Source organism: Ruegeria sp. BHSA162, assembly GCF_059613385.1.
On sequence record NZ_JBXWSK010000005.1, the window covers coordinates 1 to 18,276 of the forward strand.

The 18,276-nt window shown below is 59.7% G+C and carries 22 protein-coding genes and 1 tRNA gene; 8 read left to right on the forward strand and 15 right to left on the reverse strand.

All coding sequences use genetic code 11. The features are described 5' to 3' along the window. Positions 1–833, reverse strand: an 833-nt coding sequence (locus tag AC2FM5_RS02875; protein ID WP_496733907.1) for an aldehyde dehydrogenase family protein, incomplete at its 3' end; no start/stop codon positions are given. 151 nt (positions 834–984) lie between these two features. Between AC2FM5_RS02875 and AC2FM5_RS02880 the strand changes: the two genes are divergently transcribed. Next, positions 985–1,839: a LysR family transcriptional regulator gene (locus AC2FM5_RS02880; RefSeq protein WP_496733909.1), complete on the forward strand. Its 855-nt coding sequence runs from the start codon at positions 985–987 to the stop codon at positions 1,837–1,839. Positions 1,840–1,977: 138 nt separating this feature from the next. Here AC2FM5_RS02880 and AC2FM5_RS02885 read toward each other — a convergent pair. Continuing rightward, positions 1,978–2,053 (reverse strand) — tRNA-Thr (locus AC2FM5_RS02885). 434 nt (positions 2,054–2,487) lie between these two features. On the opposite strand from AC2FM5_RS02885, the gene AC2FM5_RS02890 reads away from it, so the two are divergent. Further along, positions 2,488–3,363: a hypothetical protein gene (locus AC2FM5_RS02890; protein WP_496733800.1), complete on the forward strand. Its 876-nt coding sequence runs from the start codon at positions 2,488–2,490 to the stop codon at positions 3,361–3,363. 24 nt (positions 3,364–3,387) lie between these two features. Here AC2FM5_RS02890 and AC2FM5_RS02895 read toward each other — a convergent pair whose 3' ends face one another. Then, complete coding sequence (locus tag AC2FM5_RS02895; RefSeq protein WP_093962669.1) at positions 3,388–3,654, reverse strand: DUF2312 domain-containing protein; 267 nt, start codon at positions 3,652–3,654, stop codon at positions 3,388–3,390. Between the two features lie 165 nt (positions 3,655–3,819). Between AC2FM5_RS02895 and AC2FM5_RS02900 the strand changes: the two genes are divergently transcribed. After that, positions 3,820–4,038, forward strand: a complete 219-nt coding sequence (locus AC2FM5_RS02900; protein WP_496733911.1) for a hypothetical protein — start codon at positions 3,820–3,822, stop codon at positions 4,036–4,038. A gap of 9 nt (positions 4,039–4,047) precedes the next feature. Here the strand turns inward: AC2FM5_RS02900 and AC2FM5_RS02905 are convergent, their stop codons facing one another. Next, on the reverse strand, positions 4,048–4,263 hold the full coding sequence (locus AC2FM5_RS02905; RefSeq protein WP_170337604.1) for a hypothetical protein: 216 nt from the start codon (positions 4,261–4,263) through the stop codon (positions 4,048–4,050). Positions 4,264–4,515: 252 nt separating this feature from the next. Between AC2FM5_RS02905 and AC2FM5_RS02910 the strand changes: the two genes are divergently transcribed. Further along, positions 4,516–4,947, forward strand: a complete 432-nt coding sequence (locus AC2FM5_RS02910; protein ID WP_170338056.1) for a protein tyrosine phosphatase family protein — start codon at positions 4,516–4,518, stop codon at positions 4,945–4,947. Between the two features lie 9 nt (positions 4,948–4,956). Here AC2FM5_RS02910 and AC2FM5_RS02915 read toward each other — a convergent pair whose 3' ends face one another. From AC2FM5_RS02915 to AC2FM5_RS02935, 5 genes are all read right to left on the reverse strand, one after another. Continuing rightward, complete coding sequence (locus AC2FM5_RS02915; RefSeq protein WP_496733803.1) at positions 4,957–6,054, reverse strand: FliM/FliN family flagellar motor C-terminal domain-containing protein; 1,098 nt, start codon at positions 6,052–6,054, stop codon at positions 4,957–4,959. A 77-nt stretch (positions 6,055–6,131) separates the two neighbouring features. Continuing rightward, positions 6,132–8,810 (reverse strand): sensor histidine kinase, encoded by a 2,679-nt coding sequence (locus AC2FM5_RS02920; protein WP_170358315.1) that lies wholly within the window; start codon positions 8,808–8,810, stop codon positions 6,132–6,134. Beyond that, positions 8,798–9,118: a hypothetical protein gene (locus AC2FM5_RS02925; RefSeq protein WP_170337599.1), complete on the reverse strand. Its 321-nt coding sequence runs from the start codon at positions 9,116–9,118 to the stop codon at positions 8,798–8,800. Before AC2FM5_RS02925 ends, AC2FM5_RS02920 begins: the two co-directional genes overlap by 13 nt. Beyond that, positions 9,115–9,495: a response regulator transcription factor gene (locus AC2FM5_RS02930; protein WP_093962675.1), complete on the reverse strand. Its 381-nt coding sequence runs from the start codon at positions 9,493–9,495 to the stop codon at positions 9,115–9,117. Before AC2FM5_RS02930 ends, AC2FM5_RS02925 begins: the two co-directional genes overlap by 4 nt. 78 nt (positions 9,496–9,573) lie before the next feature. After that, entirely contained in the window at positions 9,574–10,869 is a 1,296-nt protein-coding gene (locus AC2FM5_RS02935) for a helix-turn-helix domain-containing protein (RefSeq protein ID WP_496733806.1), read from the reverse strand. Positions 10,870–11,089: 220 nt separating this feature from the next. Between AC2FM5_RS02935 and AC2FM5_RS02940 the strand changes: the two genes are divergently transcribed. From AC2FM5_RS02940 to aat, 4 genes are all read left to right on the forward strand, one after another. Beyond that, positions 11,090–11,626 carry a LuxR C-terminal-related transcriptional regulator gene (locus AC2FM5_RS02940; protein WP_093962677.1) on the forward strand — a complete coding sequence of 179 codons (537 nt, stop codon included), beginning with the start codon at positions 11,090–11,092 and terminating at the stop codon, positions 11,624–11,626. Positions 11,627–11,775: 149 nt separating this feature from the next. Next, the gene (accB, locus tag AC2FM5_RS02945; RefSeq protein ID WP_496733808.1) at positions 11,776–12,273 is read left to right on the forward strand and encodes an acetyl-CoA carboxylase biotin carboxyl carrier protein; all 498 of its coding nucleotides are present in this window, start codon (positions 11,776–11,778) and stop codon (positions 12,271–12,273) included. Positions 12,274–12,282: 9 nt separating this feature from the next. Then, positions 12,283–13,629: an acetyl-CoA carboxylase biotin carboxylase subunit gene (gene accC / locus AC2FM5_RS02950; RefSeq protein WP_170358311.1), complete on the forward strand. Its 1,347-nt coding sequence runs from the start codon at positions 12,283–12,285 to the stop codon at positions 13,627–13,629. Positions 13,630–13,684: 55 nt separating this feature from the next. Continuing rightward, positions 13,685–14,317, forward strand: coding sequence for a leucyl/phenylalanyl-tRNA--protein transferase (gene aat, locus AC2FM5_RS02955; RefSeq protein ID WP_496733810.1), 633 nt, complete (start codon positions 13,685–13,687; stop codon positions 14,315–14,317). On the opposite strand, the gene AC2FM5_RS02960 is transcribed toward aat, so the two are convergent. The 6 genes from AC2FM5_RS02960 to AC2FM5_RS02985 form a co-directional block, all read right to left on the reverse strand. Beyond that, positions 14,281–14,640 (reverse strand): DUF2155 domain-containing protein, encoded by a 360-nt coding sequence (locus AC2FM5_RS02960; RefSeq protein ID WP_170358308.1) that lies wholly within the window; start codon positions 14,638–14,640, stop codon positions 14,281–14,283. The genes aat and AC2FM5_RS02960 overlap by 37 nt on opposite strands. Further along, positions 14,637–15,089, reverse strand: a complete 453-nt coding sequence (gene mlaD / locus AC2FM5_RS02965) for an outer membrane lipid asymmetry maintenance protein MlaD (protein WP_093962682.1) — start codon at positions 15,087–15,089, stop codon at positions 14,637–14,639. The genes AC2FM5_RS02960 and mlaD overlap by 4 nt, the downstream gene beginning before the upstream one ends. Positions 15,090–15,100: 11 nt before the next feature. After that, a complete protein-coding gene (locus AC2FM5_RS02970) occupies positions 15,101–15,484 on the reverse strand; it encodes an NADH:ubiquinone oxidoreductase subunit NDUFA12 (protein WP_093962683.1) in 384 nt (127 codons plus the stop codon). A 79-nt stretch (positions 15,485–15,563) separates the two neighbouring features. After that, the gene (locus tag AC2FM5_RS02975; RefSeq protein ID WP_496733812.1) at positions 15,564–15,926 is read right to left on the reverse strand and encodes a RidA family protein; all 363 of its coding nucleotides are present in this window, start codon (positions 15,924–15,926) and stop codon (positions 15,564–15,566) included. 64 nt (positions 15,927–15,990) lie between these two features. After that, positions 15,991–17,259: an ATP-dependent Clp protease ATP-binding subunit ClpX gene (gene clpX, locus AC2FM5_RS02980; RefSeq protein WP_093962685.1), complete on the reverse strand. Its 1,269-nt coding sequence runs from the start codon at positions 17,257–17,259 to the stop codon at positions 15,991–15,993. A gap of 136 nt (positions 17,260–17,395) precedes the next feature. Then, positions 17,396–18,028, reverse strand: a complete 633-nt coding sequence (locus AC2FM5_RS02985) for an ATP-dependent Clp protease proteolytic subunit (RefSeq protein ID WP_093962686.1) — start codon at positions 18,026–18,028, stop codon at positions 17,396–17,398. Between the last annotated feature and the right edge of the window lie 248 nt (positions 18,029–18,276).

The window sequence follows — 18,276 nt, forward strand, 5'->3', positions numbered from 1 at the left end:
TGGACCACCAACCGCGAAGAGGCGGTGCATTTCTGCCCGGTGCCGCCAAAAGCTCCGCCCAGCGCAAGTGACACCGCCAGATCCAGATCCGCGTCATCCATCACGGCCAACGCGTTTTTGGAGCCCATCTCCATCTGCACCTTGGTCAGGTTCTGGATGGCTGCTGCGGCAATGCCCTTGCCGACGGGCACCGATCCGGTGAACGAAATCGCATCCACCTGAGGGCTCTCAACCAGTCTTTGTCCGATTGCGCCGCCTGATCCCATGACCAAACTGAAAAGACCCTTGGGAATGTCCTGACGCTCAATGATCTCAGTCAACGCCACGGCTGAGGCCGGGGTCAGGTTGGCCGGCTTCCACACTACGGCGTTCCCATAACACAAGGCCGGTGCGATCTTCCATGCGGCCGTAGCTGTCGGGAAATTCCAAGGAGAGATTACCGCGACAACCCCGACCGGTTCGCGGCGCACGTCGATTTCGACGCCCTCACGTACGCTGTCCGCGTTTTCACCGATCTGGCGCAGGCATTCCGCCGCATAATACGTAAAGAACTGCCCCGCGCGGTAAACCTCGCCCTTGCCCTCGGCAAACGGCTTCCCCTCTTCTCGCGACAACAACCGCCCCAACTCTTCGGCGCGGGACATCAACTCGGTCCCGATACTCATCAGAACCGCCTGCTTGCGTTCCAACCCATAGGCCGCCCATTCCAGCTGCGCGATACGTGCCCGATCGAGGGTCGCGGACAGCTGATCAGCGCTTGCCTGGGCGAACAGGCCAATCACATCCGTCAGATCAGAAGGGTTGCGGTTCTCGATCGCGGTGTCGCCGGCCATCCACTCGCCGGCAATCAGGTTCAATTTTGTCACAGGGGGCCTCGGGTCCGGTACGTTTCACGAACAGAATAGACCTCTGCCCGGACATCAGGCAAACTCAAACAAATTAAATTAACTTTAGGAAATCTGAAATTTGTCACTGAAACTGGAAATGCTCCGCTGCTATTGCACAGTCGCCCAGTCCGGAAATCTTGCTGAAGCCGCAAGCCGTCTGGGTCGCACTCAGTCTGCAGTCTCGATGACCCTGAAACAGTTTGAAGAACATCTCGGCAAACGCTTGTTCCTGGGTGAGCGAAAGAACCAGCTGTCGCCTCTGGGGGCGGAAGTCTTTGTCCTCGCCCAAAATCAGGTGCGCCAATTTGACGACACGGTCCAAAGCATTGAAGCCCTGGCCAAAGCGTCCCAAGGGCTGATCCGGATCGTTTCCGTCCCTTCGGTGGCAGCACTGCTGTTTCCATCGCTGCTTGACCACCTGTCCAGCGCCTTTCCCGGCCTGAAGATCGAGCTGAGGGACACCGACACCCGACAGGTTTTGGACAGCCTCACCGAAGGGCGGGCGGATGTGGGGATTGCCTCGGGCCATCACCCCTTGAACGGAATACGGGCCGAGCCGCTGTTTCAAGACAGGTTTGGGCTTGTGGCCGCCGCTGATCACGCCCTGATCACTGCGCACGAGCCACCAACGCTGAACCAAGTCGCGGCGAAGGGATTCGTGCACAACTCGCTGTGCCAACTCATTGAAAATCCGGGTTTCGAAGACGTAATCGCAGGGTCCGCGATCACGGTGCACAACACTCACTCGTTGATCGCCATGGTCGCAACCGGGCGGTGGGTGACCATACTGCCTGAAACGGTCGCACGGTTTTTGCCGGAAAACACTGCCTTCCGTCCGATCGAGGATTTGTCGGACGTTCGTGATGTTTATCTGTACACCCGCGAGCGAACACAGTTCCCAAAAGTGGCAGAAGAATGTCGCAGCCATATCCTGAATTGGCCTCGCGATTGAGACCCCAGAGAACAACCCTGCCAAGCGCATCCAAGCGAGCGGGATGCGTTAAATAAATACGATGGATAGAAAACAACGTACCGCACCGCCGGAAAGCCGTTCAGACAAGTACAAACTTTCTTGAGTTTTCGGAGAAGATGGTGCCCCCACACGGACTCGAACCGCGGACCTACTGATTACAAATCAGTTGCTCTACCAGCTGAGCTATAGGGGCAAGCATTACGCTTTCAGATACCTTTGCAGGCAAAGGCAAGAACGGGCAACCACTCCCACCTTTTCAACCCTCTGTGATTACATGCCTATCGAAACACATGTAATTTCATTGAGCCGATGGCGCTGTGATTAGGTGAAAGCCTCAACAAAGGCAAGCGGGTTTGCGACGGAATTGTGCAACAACATGCGGAAAATCAGCGCCACATAAAATCGCCTCGATTATCTGCAACACAGACGCCACAGATGGTTACGCGGCAACGACGGTTGCGAAGCAATTCGACCCAGTCGTTTCTGGCGCTGTCCTGTTGACCACAATCAAGTTTCGACGTTCTCAGGCAATCTTTATCATGGCGAAAGAATGGCAGGTTTGACTGTCTATCGTTCAACCTGTAACCCCGAAACGTATTCAATCGAAGGGCAAGGACAGCGGTCGGCATGCATGTGGCCATTCACTCCGGTGTGGTTTTTTCAGACGGGGGGCTCCTGCTCAAATCGCTTCAGGCGAATGCCAGTGTATTGCAGGAAAACGGCATTGTGCTGTTTGGTCCGCGTCGGTTCCGGAAGGCATTCAAGACGCCGCTGAATGCGCTGGACGAAGGCAAGCTGACCCCAGATGCCTTCGAGCGTTTGAGAGCCCAAATTCCTGATGATCCGGAAACCGGCCGAGTGGTCATGAGCACTGTGGACTTCATCGGAGAACTGAACAGCGCCATAAAGGACGGCCAATTCTATCCCCATGCAGGTCGTCGGCTGGCCTTGCTGGATCAGGCTTTCGAAGGACACGAGGTCGAATTGTTTATCGGGCTGCAAAATCCGGGCAGCTTCATACCCAAGGTATTGATGGCATTGCCGGACGAAACCCGCGAGAGCATTCTGGCGTCAACGGACCTGAGCTGCCTGAGTTGGCTGACCCTTATCGAGGATATTCACGATCTTGCCCCCGCCGTTTCCATTACGGTCTGGGCCAATGAGGAGTGCCCGCTGATCTGGGGGGACATTATCCGCAGCCTGTGCGGTCTGAGCGCCGACATACCGCTGACCGAGGAGTTCTCGCTGCTATCCTCGCTGGTTGACGCAGACGGCAAGCGGGAGATTGAAGCGATCCAACAGCAAGTCGGGCACACGGACCCGGCCCTCCTGCACGACCGCCTCGCTGCCGTTTTTTCGCAGCACGCCTTGCCGGACAGAATCGAGGAGGAACTGGACTTCCCTGGGTGGAGCGCCGAAATCCACGCGGCGTTTTCCGAGCTTTACACACAGGATCTGGAACGACTCAAGAAGTTGCCGGGAGTGCGGTTTCTGAGTCGCTGACCGAAGCCTCCGAAGGCCCGAGGCTTACATGCCCAGGGCTTCCTTGTACATTTCCAACACCGCTTCTTCTTCGGCGATATCGTCTTTGTCACGCTTGCGCAGCGCGATAACCTTGCGCATCACCTTGGTGTCGTAGCCACGTGCCTTGGCCTCAGCCATCACTTCCTTCTGCTGGTCAGCGATGTCTTTCTTTTCGGCCTCCAGACGTTCGAACCGTTCGATGAACTGGCGCAGCTCGCCTGCTGTCACGCGGTAGTTCGCAGCGGCCTGGTCTTCGGTCATGTCTTCCATATGCGTCTCTCCCAAGTGGAATTCTCTATAGCCGGGGTCACGGGCAACATGTCGGATACCGTGCCGGCGGGTCCGCCGCAAGCGAACAATGGGGCTGGTTGCCTTGTGCCGCCGGCAACGATCCGCTAAGCGCATCGGCAGCGAAACAGAACGATGCGGGGCGCAATGTTCGAGGTGTTCATCTGGGGAGGCGCCAGCCTGTCACTGGCCGGGCTGACAGGATTGGTCTGGTGCATTCTGCGCGTGATGAAGGCTCGTCGGTCAGGCTTGACTGACGACGAATTGCGGGCTGCCGTTCAGCGGGTTCTGCCTTGGAACATGGGCGCGCTGTTTTTGTCCGTCATAGGACTGATGCTGGTTATCCTTGGCATATCGTTCGGCTGACCGCCGGTGTCAGATCGGCATGTTGTCGAACTGGGCTTCAACCGCATCTTCGATCAACGCAGCGTCCAGCCGTCGGAAGCGCGATGGCACGCTCATGCCTTGAGCGCGCATGCGTTCAATTACCTTGGTGACGCTGGGCTGCAGTGCCAGCCGGGTCTCGAGATTTGCCCCGTGCAGTTTCCGCTCCAGCCGCTCGGCTTCGAAATAAAGCTCGTTCGTGGTCATGGCCATCCTCCCAAATGCTGCCATCCTGCCTGATATAGGTAACAGGATTGAGACCAACACAGGACCCGCCCAAACCCAGCAAAAAATCGCCCGCGCGCTATCCGGCGGCCGGCGCTGGGCCGCGAGTCGATCGAATATTAACCTGATTTCGACCGAACTGCCTTGACAGACATCAATCCGCAAAAGCCGCAGCGCAAGAACGGTCACGCCGTGGAACTGGACAGGGCTGACTCTGCGACCTAAGAAATCGGCATGGAGATTCGACAGATCACGCCCCGCTATTTCGTCTCGCCGCAGATCACGGTCGAGGATGTGCCCGCCATCGTTGCCGCCGGCTTCGTCAAGGTAATCTGCAACCGTCCGAATGTTGAAGTGCCTGCCACCATGCAATCCGAGGTAATCGGCCAGGCCGTGCGGGATGCGGGTCTCGAGTTTGAGGTGCTTGAACTGACGCACCAAACCATGACGCCCGAGAACGTGGCACGGCAGCGCGACCTTGCCGAGTCTTGCGAAGGCCCGGTTCTTGCCTACTGTGCCTCGGGCACCCGCTGTTCTGTCGTTTGGGCCCTTGGGCAGTGCGACAAGATGAGCCCCGATGAAATTCTCGAAGCCACGGCAAAGGCGGGCTACGCGCTGGACGGTTTGCGCCCGGCATTGCTGCAGATGCGGGCGGCGAACACCTGATTTCATACGTCAGTCGTTGGGTCGTTCCGCAGGAGCAGGTAGACCCGCCAATTCGGATATTTCGGACGCGAGGCGGTCGGTGCTTGCTTGCGCGAAGTCTTCATCCACTGCGGATTGCGCATGCGATCGGTCTTGGGCAACGGCGTCCTGACGCGACAAATCAACATCTGCTGTTTCAGCCGGCGCGTCCCTTCGCTTGTGCTCGACAAAGCTCTGCGCTTCGGGTCGTGTTGGGGCGGGCGGCTGCAGAAACTCGTTGATCCGCACTGCCCGTTGACCGCCACATTGGCCCAGACGTCCCGTAGTGGCCTGGGTCCGATCAATCGCGGCAATGTCGATCCGATCAAGTCGCGCTCCCGCAAGTGGCAGCAGATCCCCGATGCCCAGCTCCGACAGCGTTGTCAGCGGGAGATGCATCCGACAAATCACCGCGTTGAGTTCGGCCCGAACCACGCCTGCGGCTTGCGACAGCGTCTTCAGCGGTTCCAAATCTGCGTGCCCGTCCTGCCCCTCGGCCACTGAAATTTCCGGCAGCAGGATGAGGACCGTTCCCTGCCGTACACCGCCCTCGAGTTCAACCTTGAACTCGAACGCATCATACCCGTCCTCGACCAGTGCCAAAGAAAGCGTCCGCCGATCGACCGCCCGTGAAGCGAACTCATATCCGTTCAGGCGGGCTGCATCGCTTTGATCATCGACCAGTTTCCGGGCCCGTTCCAGCATGTCCTCGACCAACGGGACCACCATTGCCGCATCGGTGTCGGTGAGGGCGCGAGGCTGGGGCAGGTCCGGGAATACTTCGCCCATTGTCTGCTTCTGGATGACCGCCGAGACCAAACCGACGTCCAAGACAACACTGGCTACCCTGCCCTCTTTGGTCGCGAACAGCAGAAACAACTGACCATCTTCCAGCCCGCTCGTGACGACTTCCTGGCATCTTCTGGCCTGTTTCGCGCCAATGACGGATGCTGATAGCTTGAAACGTTCGACCGCGGCGCGGGCAATCGCAAGGCGCAATGCCCGCAGCAGCGCCCGGGATTTGCTACCCGCCCCCTCTTGTCCTGCCGACAATTTGCGCGCCAAGGCCGCGCTGACAGTCTTTGACATCGCAACGGTCCGCCAGTTTCGATTCTGCTCGCTACTGGTCTAGCCCATTGTTCGTTACGAATACCTTTACTTGCCCGCTACTGAGCCGCCTGCCGGTGAGGCAATGGCAGGCTCACGCGGAACGCTGCGCCGCCCTGCCCGGGCAGATAGGTGATTTCTCCCCCAAGCCGGTGCATGATCTCACGGCAAATAGCCAGTCCAAGACCTGCACCGCCCGCCTTGTCAAATCCGACCCGCGCGAATTTCTCAAAGACCATCGACTGGGCGTCCGGCGGGATACCGCTGCCGTTGTCGACAAAGTCGATCACCGCCTGGCCGCCGACATCATGGGCTGAAATCGTCAGGACCGGCTCGGGCGCGTCACAGTACTTCTGTGCGTTCGAAATCAGATTGATGAAGACCTGCCCCAGGCGATCCAGATCGGAATGCAACGCGATGCGCTCGGCAGACAGATTGCGGAGAATGGTCAAAGGGCTGTCTGCCCCTGCCATAGTCGTTGACACGGCCCGATCCAGAACCGTCCGCAAGCTGGCATCACCCATATTCAAGCTGACCTGACCGTTTTCCAGAACGCTCAGGTCCAACAGGTCATCCAGCAGCCGCGTCAGGCGCAGCGCTTCGTCATGGATGATTGTCGCATAACGCCGAGATTCCTCAGCGCTCAGCCCGTCAGTGTCCCGCATGATCTCCGAAAAGGCACGAATGGACGTCATCGGAGTGCGCAACTCGTGGCTGACCTGCCCCAGGAAGGCATCTTTCTGACGCGAGATCTGGGTCAGTTTTTCGTTGGCCTCGCGCAGTTTGCGGGCCGTACGGCTCAGTTCGGCCGACTTCGCCTCAAGCTGGCTGGAGTATTCCAGCAATTGCGCGGATTCGTCGGCCACCGCCAACAGATCCTCGACCGAAACGGACGAACCTCCGACGATCTGCCCGATCATGGCATGAGCCGTGGCCGCACCGACCGAGCCGCTCAATTCGCGTTCCAGCCGTTCCAGAAAACCCGGCGTAGGTTCTGGCCAGCGCCCGCGCACGCCCTGCTTTTCCGCCTCGGCCTGAAAGAAATCCTGAGCGGGACCGGCCCCGAGGATCCGTTGGGTCATGATCATCAGGTCTTCACTCTGGGCAACGGATCCCGTCCACCCCCCGGGCGCGACAGAATGATCAAAGACGTTGACGAACTGCGCCCCCTGCAACCGTTCAAGCGGGCTGGGAAAGCTCAGAAGTGACGCTAGGCAAAAGGCCAACGTGTTCAGTGACAGCGACCAAAGCACCGTGTGGGTCATCGGGTCCAAACCATCAAGGCCGAACAACGCCTGCGGACGCAGCCACCCCAGACCGAAAGGACCGTTTTCAATGACCGAGGCGGACATGACATTACCGCCCATTCCCGGCAGTAACAGCGTGTAGATCCAAAGGAAGAACCCCACGCTCAGCCCAACAAGGGCACCTGTCCGTGTCGCCCCGCGCCAGAACAGGCCGCCAACCAGAGCCGGCAGAATCTGCGACACACCTGCAAACGCCACCAGGCCGATCGAGGCCAGCGCGGCGCCGCCACCGGACATACGATAGTAGAAGAACCCCAAGGCCATGATGGCGGCAATCGAAACCCGGCGCGCCATCAGCACCACGTTTCGCACATCGCCTGACATGGAACTGGCGTTCTCGCGCGTATTCAGCCAGATCGGCATCACGACGTGGTTCGAGACCATGGTCGACAGGGCCATCGCCGTCACGATGACCATCGACGTGGCCGACGAAAAACCGCCGATGAAGGACAGCATCGCCAGCCAGTCATTCCCCTGTGACAGAGGAACCGTCAGCACGAAAAGGTCCGGATTTGACCCGGCCGGCAGCAGATCCAGCCCGACGACCGCAATGGGAACCACGAAAAGGCTCATCAAAAGAAGGTAGAGCGGGAAAGCCCAGGCCGCCGTTCTCAGGTGGCTTTCGTCGTCATTCTCGACGACCATGACCTGAAACATCCGCGGCAAGCACACAAATGCAGCCGCCGACAGGAAGGTAATGGCCATCCAGCGTCCGGTATCGACGTTCCAACGCCCTATTTCCGATGCGTCGATCCGCTCCATCATGGGCGTGACGCCTCCGGCCACCCCCCAGACGACAAAGATGCCCACCGCCAACAAAGCGAACAGTTTGACGACGGATTCCAACGCGATGGCGGTCACCACGCCATGGTGCCGTTCATTGGCATCCAGGTTCCGGGTGCCGAACAGAATGGCAAACACGGCCAGACCCGCGGCCACCCAGAATACGCTGGCGCCCTCGCGGTAAAGGCCCGAAGGGTCGGCTTCGGCGAAAATCGAGAACGACAGCGTTATCGACTGGAGTTGCAGCGCGATATAGGGTGTGCCCCCCAGCACGGCGAGGATCGTAACACAGATGGCCAAGGTGTTCGACTTGCCATAGCGCGATGAGATCAAGTCGGCGACCGAAGTCACCCTCTGGCTACGGCCCACACGCACTAGCTTGCGCAGCCCCCACCACCAGCTGATCATCACCAAGGTCGGCCCGAGGTAGATCGTCACGAATTCCAGACCGGACCGGGCCGCATTGCCAACCGCGCCATAGAAGGTCCAGGCGGTGCAGTAGATCGACAAAGACAGCGTGTAGATCAACGGTGACCGCAGCCATTTGCCTCTCCCCGCGGCGGCCATTCGATCGGCTGCAAACGCAACGCCGAACAAAAGCACGACGTAGCCCAGGCAAACAAGGATCAGGACGTTCAGCGTGGCCATTGCTCACTCTCTGCCGCGGACCCCTCCGAGGACGACATCCGCCGGGCGGCAAAGCCGAACAGGAGGCTGACCACAATCAGGGCGGCCCAGCATGAAAAGACATAAAGAATGGCCGACGACAACGGGACGCCAGAGTTTTCCGGCCCCGGATCCGGCCACAGCAGCGGGATGCAGATCAGACCCGCGCCGACAAAGGGCAGCATTCGGGCCGCATCGGCCAGCCTGCGGCGGCGGTAACTCTGCCGTTCCAAAAACACCGACGGACGCGGGCCTGTCGGGCGGGCTGGCTCGTTTTCCGGTGTGGTCATGACTGTGACGCCTGCGCGTGCAAATCACGCACAGCCGTCAGCACTTCGGTATTCGAGAACGGTTTCGTCATGAACCGGCTGACGCCTGCCTTTTCAGCCATCTCGCGGTCTCGCGACTGACCGCGAGCGGTCAGCATCAGAACAGGCAAGGCGCGCATCTCCTCGTGCTCGCGCAATTCGCGCAGAACATCCATACCGCTCTTGCCGGGCAGCATCACATCCAGAATGACCAGATCAGGCTGCGCAGACAATATCGTTTGAACCGCGTTTTCACCTTCGGCATGGGTTTCGACCTGCCACCCTTCGCGGGTCAGCAGAAACCTGATTGCCTCCGTGATGTTCGGTTCATCCTCGATCAACAGAACCTTGCGGCTCATATGTTCACTTCCTCCCCAAGACCGGTCGCACCTCCAGCCACCTGCCAAGTGCAGATTAATCGCTGTGTCAGGAAACTGTCAAAAACCTTCACTCAAAATCGACGGCTCCCGCCGCGAGTCGCACGGCTTTCGGGGACAGATCCTGCAGCTCGTGCCGACCTGTAGCGGCAAGTCGGTGGCCACGCCGGGCTCTTCGACCGGCAGCACCAGCATCGCCGATCTGTACACAGGTTCCTGACCGAAGGCGCTGACGGGTTGAGGCCAGGCGATTGCAAAGCAGTCGAAATCCGCCGGCGTCCGGCCCAACAGGGTCACGCGTTTTCGGATCGGCACAAGGGGCCGGTTCAGCGCGCTGAAGACCGGCCACAAAGGACAGGCTTCGCCGTGGCGCGGCATTGCGAAACCGGGGACCGGCTTGAACAGCAAAATGCTTCCTGATGAATCGCATATGACCAACCCGGCCGGACGCGGCATGACATCCTCGGGCAGAAACGCAAGCCGTCGCAGGACTGTCGGCAGGTCAACCGAAAACCGCGCGGCAAGACGCAGAGGATCAACGCCTTCGACCTCCAGTGCCTCCGAAACCGCTTCCAGCGGCATGGCCCGGGCATCCGCCGCATAGGCGTCGAGCACCTGACGCGCGACAGATCTTGAGGCGGAAGAGGCCATCTCGGCCTGCGCGAGGGATACCGGGTCCTGTCCTGTCTCAAGTTCCGGCAAATGAAACCCGCGCTTCTCCAGAAATGCCTCGACCTCCTCCATCGGCAACCCGCGCCGTTCGCCGGTGTCCTCGCTTTCGTCCAAAAAGGCGACCAGAGCTTTTGAGCTTTCAGCCAGACGTTCGGCATCCTGGTGCAAGTTTCGGTGGAATCTGTCGCGCCACTCGGCCTCGATCTCGCCCGGTTCGGCCAGGATGGCGGCTGTCGACCGAATCGCTGCTGCGGCGGACAGGACTTCGTGCATGGATGCCGCAAGGTGCGGGTCATGGGTCAGCCGGTCTGACAGGGTTTCCACGGTACGTTCCAGCGAAACCACCCGACGATGCATCTGTGCCAGCACAGCGGCCCAGCCGGGAAACCGGCCGGCGAATTCATCCAGCGCCTCAACTTCGGCCTTTTGGCCGACCGCATCCGCCGCCGCCTCACGAAGAGCCGCGATCAGCGTCGCCTCGACCCCCTGTGTCAAAACCGAAGGCTCAACGGACAAAGCCGAAGCGATATCGACCAGCAGTTTGCCCCCGATGCGCCGCCGATTGTGCTCGATCAAGTTCAGATATGACGCTGAAATGCCGACCTGACGCGCCAGCTGGGCCTGACGCAAGCCCGAGATTTGCCGCCTTTCGCGGATACGGCTGCCCGTCAATGAATCACGCATGATGCCCCCGCCGAAACGTGTTCGAGTTGCCCTCGAAACAACCCCGTATTTTCTGAATACTTCATGTATTTATATGATTTACGCCGCCCTTTTCAAAGCAGTTTTACAACATTGACAATGTCGTGGCTTTCACCGGGCTCTGATCGCTTTCGGACGCCAAAGCAATCCTGTGCTGCAATGCCCTCTTCAATTCCGGCCGAATTGGCGGCACGATAGGCAAATGAGTGATCCGGCCTTCGAATACGCACCTATCGGGCTTGTCGAGCTTGAAAACCGCATCATCCGGCGGTGCAATTTGCAGTTTGCCCGGACATTCGGGGGCAACGAATCCGACTACCGCAACCTGCCTTTGCTGCACCTGTACCCATCCGTTGCCGATTGGGAGAGAATTGGCGCACGAAGTCTTCAGGTCATGCGGGACACCGGCTACTACACGGACGAGCGGGTCATGCGCCGCCGCAACGGCGACTTGTTCTGGTGTCGCGCGCGCGGCCGGTCGCTGACACCCGATGACCCATTCCGCCATGGAATCTGGAGCTTCTCCGACATTTCCGAGGAACGCCCACTGGTCGAATTGACCAAACGCGAACGTGAAGTCGCGATCCTGTCCTGTCGCGGCCTGTCGGCCAAGGAAATAGGCGTCGAACTGGGGCTCAGCTACCGGACCATCGAAGCCTACCGCGCCCGGTTGCTCGAGAAATTCGGAGCGCGCAAGCTGCCGGAACTGGTCGCCAAACTGTCCGGCACGCCGCTCTGACCGTCGTGGACCCTGCCGATAACGCAGAAACCGGGGCAGGACGGCCCCAGTCGGCGCTTTTCATGGCCGCGCGGTTGCCTTATAACGCAGCGTAATTGACCAGAGCCCGCGCAGACAGACGGGCCAAAGGGGAACCTTCGAGGACACTCATGACAGACAACAGACACGAAGCGGATGTGACGTTCATCAAGGCACTGGCCGAACTCTTGCGCGAAAACGACCTGACTGAGTTGCAGGTGAAACGGGAATATGGCGAAGAAGACAGCCTGAACGTCCGGGTCAGCCGAGTAAGCCCGACACCCGCGCCTGTGCAAGTTGCCGTCCCGGCACCCGCTGCCGCACCGGCACCTGTCGCAGCCCCCGCTGCTGCCCCCGCCGAAGCACCCGCTGCCGTCGAGGACCCGGCGAGCCACCCCGGCGCGGTGACCTCACCCATGGTTGGTACCGTCTATATGCAGCCGGAACCCGGCGCGTCTCCGTTCATTGCCGTCGGCGCATCTGTTTCCGAAGGCGATACGCTGCTGATCGTCGAAGCGATGAAGACCATGAACCACATCCACGCCCCCAAATCCGGCACCGTCAAGCGGATCCTGGTCGGGGATGGCGACGCTGTCGAATTCGGCACTCCTCTGGTCATTATCGAGTAAGGCGGGCCCATGTTCGACAAGATCCTGATTGCCAACCGAGGCGAGATCGCCCTGCGTGTGATCCGCGCCGCGCGCGAGATGGGGATTGCGACGGTTGCCGTGCACTCGACCGCTGACAGTGACGCCATGCACGTGCGCATGGCTGACGAGTCCGTGTGTATCGGACCGGCACCCGGCCCCCAGAGCTATCTCTCGATGCCCGCGATCATCTCGGCCTGTGAAATCACCGGCGCCCAGGCGATCCACCCCGGCTATGGCTTTCTGTCCGAAAATGCCGAGTTCGTTCAGATCGTCGAAGACCACGGCATCACGTTCATCGGCCCCACCGCCGAACACATCCGCATCATGGGCGACAAGATCACCGCCAAAGACACCATGAAAGAGCTGGGCGTTCCCTGCGTACCGGGCTCGGACGGCGGCGTTCCGGATCTTGAGTCGGCCAAGCGCATCGGTGAAGAGATCGGCTATCCGGTCATCATCAAGGCCACCGCAGGTGGTGGTGGACGCGGCATGAAAGTCGCGCAGACCGCGGCCGAAATGGAAAGCGCCTTCATGACTGCGCGGGCCGAGGGCAAAGCCGCGTTCGGCAATGACGAAGTCTATATCGAGAAATACCTGACCACGCCCCGCCACATCGAGATTCAGGTCTTCGGCGACGGCAAGGGCAATGCGGTCCACCTGGCTGAGCGCGACTGTTCGCTGCAGCGCCGTCACCAGAAAGTATTCGAAGAGGCTCCGGGCCCCTGCATCACTCCTGAGGAACGCGCCCAAATCGGCAAGGTCTGCGCGGATGCGGTCGCCAAGATCAACTATATCGGCGCGGGCACGATCGAGTTCCTGTATGAAAATGGCGAGTTCTATTTCATTGAGATGAACACCCGCCTGCAGGTCGAACACCCTGTGACCGAAGGCATTTTCGGCGTCGACCTTGTTCGCGAGCAGATCCTCGTTGCGGCCGGAGAACCGATGTCGTTCGGCCAGGATGATCTGGAGATCAACGGCCACGCGATCGAAGTTCGGATCAATGCCGAAAAGCTGCCGAATTTCGCGCCCTGCCCGGGCAAGATCACGGCGTATCACGCACCGGGCGGCCTGGGTGTCCGGATGGATTCGGCGCTGTACAACGGGTATTCGATCCCACCCTACTACGACTCGTTGATCGGCAAGCTGATCGTGCACGGGCGCGACCGCCCCGAAGCGCTGGCGCGGTTGAATCGGGCCTTGGGTGAATTGATCGTGGACGGTGTGGACACGACGGTTCCCCTGTTTCATGCACTTCTGCAGGAACCCGACATCCACAGCGGCGATTACAACATCCACTGGCTGGAGCACTGGCTTGCGGAGAACATGGCCTAGTATCGACCAAGCCGCGAGAGCACGCGCTCTCGGGCTTGTCGCCGCGGTGTGAGCCATGGGCCTGACGCCTGATCTGCTGTTGCACGGCTATTCCATCGGAATCTTCCCGATGGCCGAACACAGGAACGACCCGAATCTTTTCTGGGTCGATCCAAAGCTGCGGGGTGTATTCCCGTTGGACGGGTTTCACATCTCCCGCAGCCTTGCGCGACGCATCCGGAACTGCGGGTTCTCCGTGACCATAAACCGGGATTTTGCAGCCGTCGTGGACGGATGCGCGGACCGGGCGGACACCTGGATCAATGACGAACTGCGCAGACTCTATGCCCAACTGCACCACTCGGGCCGCGCCCATTCACTTGAGGTTTGGGAGGGCGAGGAGCTTGTCGGTGGCGTCTATGGAGTTGCCTTGGGTGCGGCATTTTTCGGGGAAAGCATGTTTTCGCGCCGTACCGATGCGTCAAAAATTGCGCTCGCCTATCTGGTCGACCGATTGCGCCAGACAGGTTTTCAACTGTTCGACACACAATTTCTGACGGCACATTTGGCTTCGTTGGGGGCGATCGAAATCCCCAGACAGCAATACCGCCAACTTCTGGATCAGGCCACTGCTGCCAGCGCAGATTTCACCGCCGAGGTGTGTCAGACCCCTCAGGGGGTGATACAACGGATTACCCAGACATCGTAGCGCGAGTGATCCAGGGCGTTGAGCGCCGGGGACGTGGCGATCATCCAGCCGTCGAACAGCTGGTCGGCCTTTCCCTTTTCCCAAATCGTAAGATAGGCAAACGCGTCACCGGTCGGGTTTTCAGACGGATACCGGCAATCACCCAAGGCGACATCCAAGCCAAAAACTTCGACCGTATCACCGGTCGGCACCTGCACGTCCACCGTCTGACCGCTGACCTTGTCCAGCCCGCGCAGCATGGCCCCCGGTCCCGAGGAAACCTTCTGCTGCGCGCCGGCCGTCGTCGCGGCCAACAGCAGCGCCATCAGGGCGGCACGCATCATTCGCTGCCATCCCCGGCCACAAACTTGACCAGCAACGAGATCAGGCTGACGGCTCCTTGCGTGTCTTCAATCTGATCGCCCGGCTCAAAATAGAACGGAGAGCCGCCGGGCATGACCTCGACGAAGTTGCCCCCCAGAAGGCCTTCGGACGAGATCACGATCGCGCTGTCATCCGGAATCTGGATGTTTTCGGCAACCGAAATCGTCGTATCGGCACGGTAGGTTTCAGGGTTCAACTCGACATCGGTCACGGTGCCGATCTTTACACCCGCGAGGCGCACATCCGTGCCCACCGCCACACCCTCAAGCGACCGAAAGGACGCCTCAAGGTGATAGCCCCCGTTTTCGCGCGACCAGCCCGTGGACTGGCTGGCATACACGCCAAACGCCAATGCACTGGCCAGCACGACACCGCCGACAAGAACTTCGGTCATGTTGTGGGTCGACATGTGGATCTCGCTTATTCCGGGCTCCAGGCTTCGTAGTCCTTGCGCTCGATCGGATCGGGACGGCGCAGGGACCCCGCCGGCACATAGGCCATCGCGGTGCCCGTCAGATTTTCCTGATGCGGCTTTTCCCACGCCTTGTGTGGCAGTGGCTTGTCGGTCGGCGGCTCATCCCAGGTGCGGTGCAACCAGCCGTGCCATTCCGGGTCGATCCGGCTCGCCTCGGCCTCTCCATTGAAAATCACCCACCGTTTACTGTCATCGGCGTTGCGATAAAACACGTTGCCCTGATCGTCCTCGCCCACCTTGATACCTTTGCGCGCAGTGTAGATCTGCGTGTTCAGAGTGGCCCCGTTCCACCAGGTCACGGCCCGCAAAAGAGTGTTCAGGATTCCCATCGGCTGCCTCCGGCATTTCTGTCCATGCAGATATGGACCAAAGCCGAGCAGAGGTCCAGAGCCACAAATACCGCACCCACTACTTGGGCAAGAATGCGGTGACCTCGATTTCGATCCGGTATTTTGGATCAATCAACCCGCATTCGATCATCGTCGCAACAGGCGGGTTGGCACCGAACGTCTCAGCCAGGACCGGCCAGCACGCTTCAAATTCGCGGCGATCGGGCAGCATGTAAGTCACGCGCACCACGTCGGCAAAAGTGGCGCCCGCCTCTGCCAAGGCGTTGCCTATGATCGTCAGCGCCGAGCGGCATTGGTCGACGATGCCTTCGCCCTGCCCGACCGTTCCGGCAACATGGACCCAGCCACCCGCGACAACGGCTCGGCAGTAGCCGACCTTGGCTTCGAACTCACCGCCCGAGGAAATACGTTGGATCGTCATGGCACCCTCATATGAAAACGGCGCGGACTATGCCGCGCCGTATCTGCATTAAATTTCAAACAGTTCAGCCGGCAGATGCCGATTCCGGCGCAGCATCCGCATAGATGATCAGCGGCTGCGCCTCCGACGTCACGGCCTCTTCGTTCACGACCACCTTGGTCACGTTCTTCATGCCCGGCAGTTCGAACATCGTGTCCAAAAGAATGTCTTCCAGGATGGAACGCAGGCCGCGGGCACCGGTCTTGCGTTCGATCGCCTTTTTGGCAATCGCGGCAAGCGCGTCGTCGGTAAAGTCCAGTTCGACGTTCTCCAACTCGAACAAACGCTGGTATTGCTTGACCAGCGCATTCTTGGGCTTGGTCAGGATGGTGACAAGCGCGTCCTCATCCAGGTCCTCAAGCGTTGCCAGCACGGGCAGACGTCCAACGAATTCCGGGATCAGACCGAATTTCAGCAGATCCTCGGGCTCGAGATCCTGGAAGATCTCGCCCACACCGCGTTCGTCATTGTCGCGCACATCGGCGCCAAATCCCATGGCCGAGCCTTTGCCGCGCTGCGCGATGATCTTGTCCAGACCTGCAAAAGCGCCGCCGCAGATGAACAGGATGTTGGTGGTGTCCACCTGCAGGAATTCCTGCTGCGGGTGCTTGCGCCCGCCCTGCGGCGGAACGCTGGCCACGGTTCCTTCCATCAGCTTCAGCAGGGCCTGCTGCACACCCTCGCCCGACACGTCGCGGGTGATCGAGGGGTTTTCGGATTTACGAGTGATCTTGTCGACCTCGTCGATATAGACGATGCCGCGCTGGGCGCGCTCGACATTGTATTCGCTGGCCTGCAACAGCTTGAGGATGATGTTCTCGACATCCTCGCCCACGTAACCGGCTTCGGTCAGCGTGGTCGCGTCAGCCATCGTGAACGGCACGTCCAGAATCCGCGCGAGCGTCTGCGCCAGCAAGGTTTTGCCGCACCCGGTCGGACCAATCAGCAGAATGTTCGACTTGGCCAACTCGATGTCACCACCGGCCTTCTGCGCGTGGTTCAGACGTTTGTAGTGGTTGTGCACGGCAACCGACAGGACACGCTTGGCCCGAGCCTGGCCGATGACATAGTCGTCCAACACCTCGCAGATATCTTTGGGGGTGGGCACACCGTCCGAGGATTTCAGTCCGCTGGCTTTGGTTTCCTCGCGGATGATGTCCATGCACAGTTCGACGCATTCATCACAGATGAACACGGTCGGTCCAGCAATAAGCTTACGCACCTCATGCTGGCTTTTTCCACAGAAACTGCAGTAGAGCGTGTTCTTGCTGTCGCCGCCTGAATTCGTCGCCATGTTCTACCTTTCGGGCTCCATCCCTGCGGCCCGGATCCGGACCGCGCTTGCCGCCTGTCCGTGCAGCTTAGGCCAGCACCGGGGCAGCTACAATGTCAAAATCGCACCCCGCACCCGTGGGTGCGGGGTTTCCGCATCACGCTTCGGTCGGTTCGGATTTGGAGCGGCTTTCGACAATCTCGTCGATATGGCCCCACTCTTTTGCTTCTTCCGGGCTCATGAAATTGTCACGGTCCAAAGCCTTTTCAATGGCCTTTTTCGACTGTCCGGTATGCTTGGCATAGATATCGTACAAACGATCCTTCAGCTTCTGCGTTTCGGCCGCGTGAATCATGATGTCGCTGGCTTGACCCTGGTAACCGCCGCTGGGCTGGTGCACCATGATGCGGCTGTTCGGCAGCGAGAAGCGCATCCCCTTCTCTCCGCCCGCCAGCAGGACCGACCCCATCGAGGCCGCCTGGCCGATCACCAATGTCGAACATTTTGGCTTGATGTACTGCATTGTGTCGTAGATCGACAGACCGCTGGTCACGACACCGCCGGGCGAGTTGATGTAGATCGAGATTTCCTTGTTGGGATTCTCGGCTTCCAGATGCAGAAGCTGCGCTACGATCAGGTGGCTCATCCCGTCATGGATCGGGCCATTGATGAAGATGATCCGCTCCTTCAGCAGGCGCGAGAAGATGTCATAGGCCCTTTCGCCGCGGCTGGTCTGCTCAACGACCATCGGGACGAGCGTATTCATGTAGGTGTCAACTGGATCGAACATTCGGAACCTGCCTGCTTTGGTGTGAACCGGGACCATACCCGATGAGAAGTTACACGAGTCTTAGTGTTGCCTTCGGGGGCCTGCAAGGGGCAGCGGACACGCGACATCGATTGAGAAATACGGGTCAGGCCGCATCATCGGGATGCCGCAAGACAGAGCGAACAACCGCGCAGAACGCAAATACCCGGCTGTTTTTGGGCCTCGCCGCCATTCACAGCGCTTTCATCACGCCATTTTGATCCATGCAT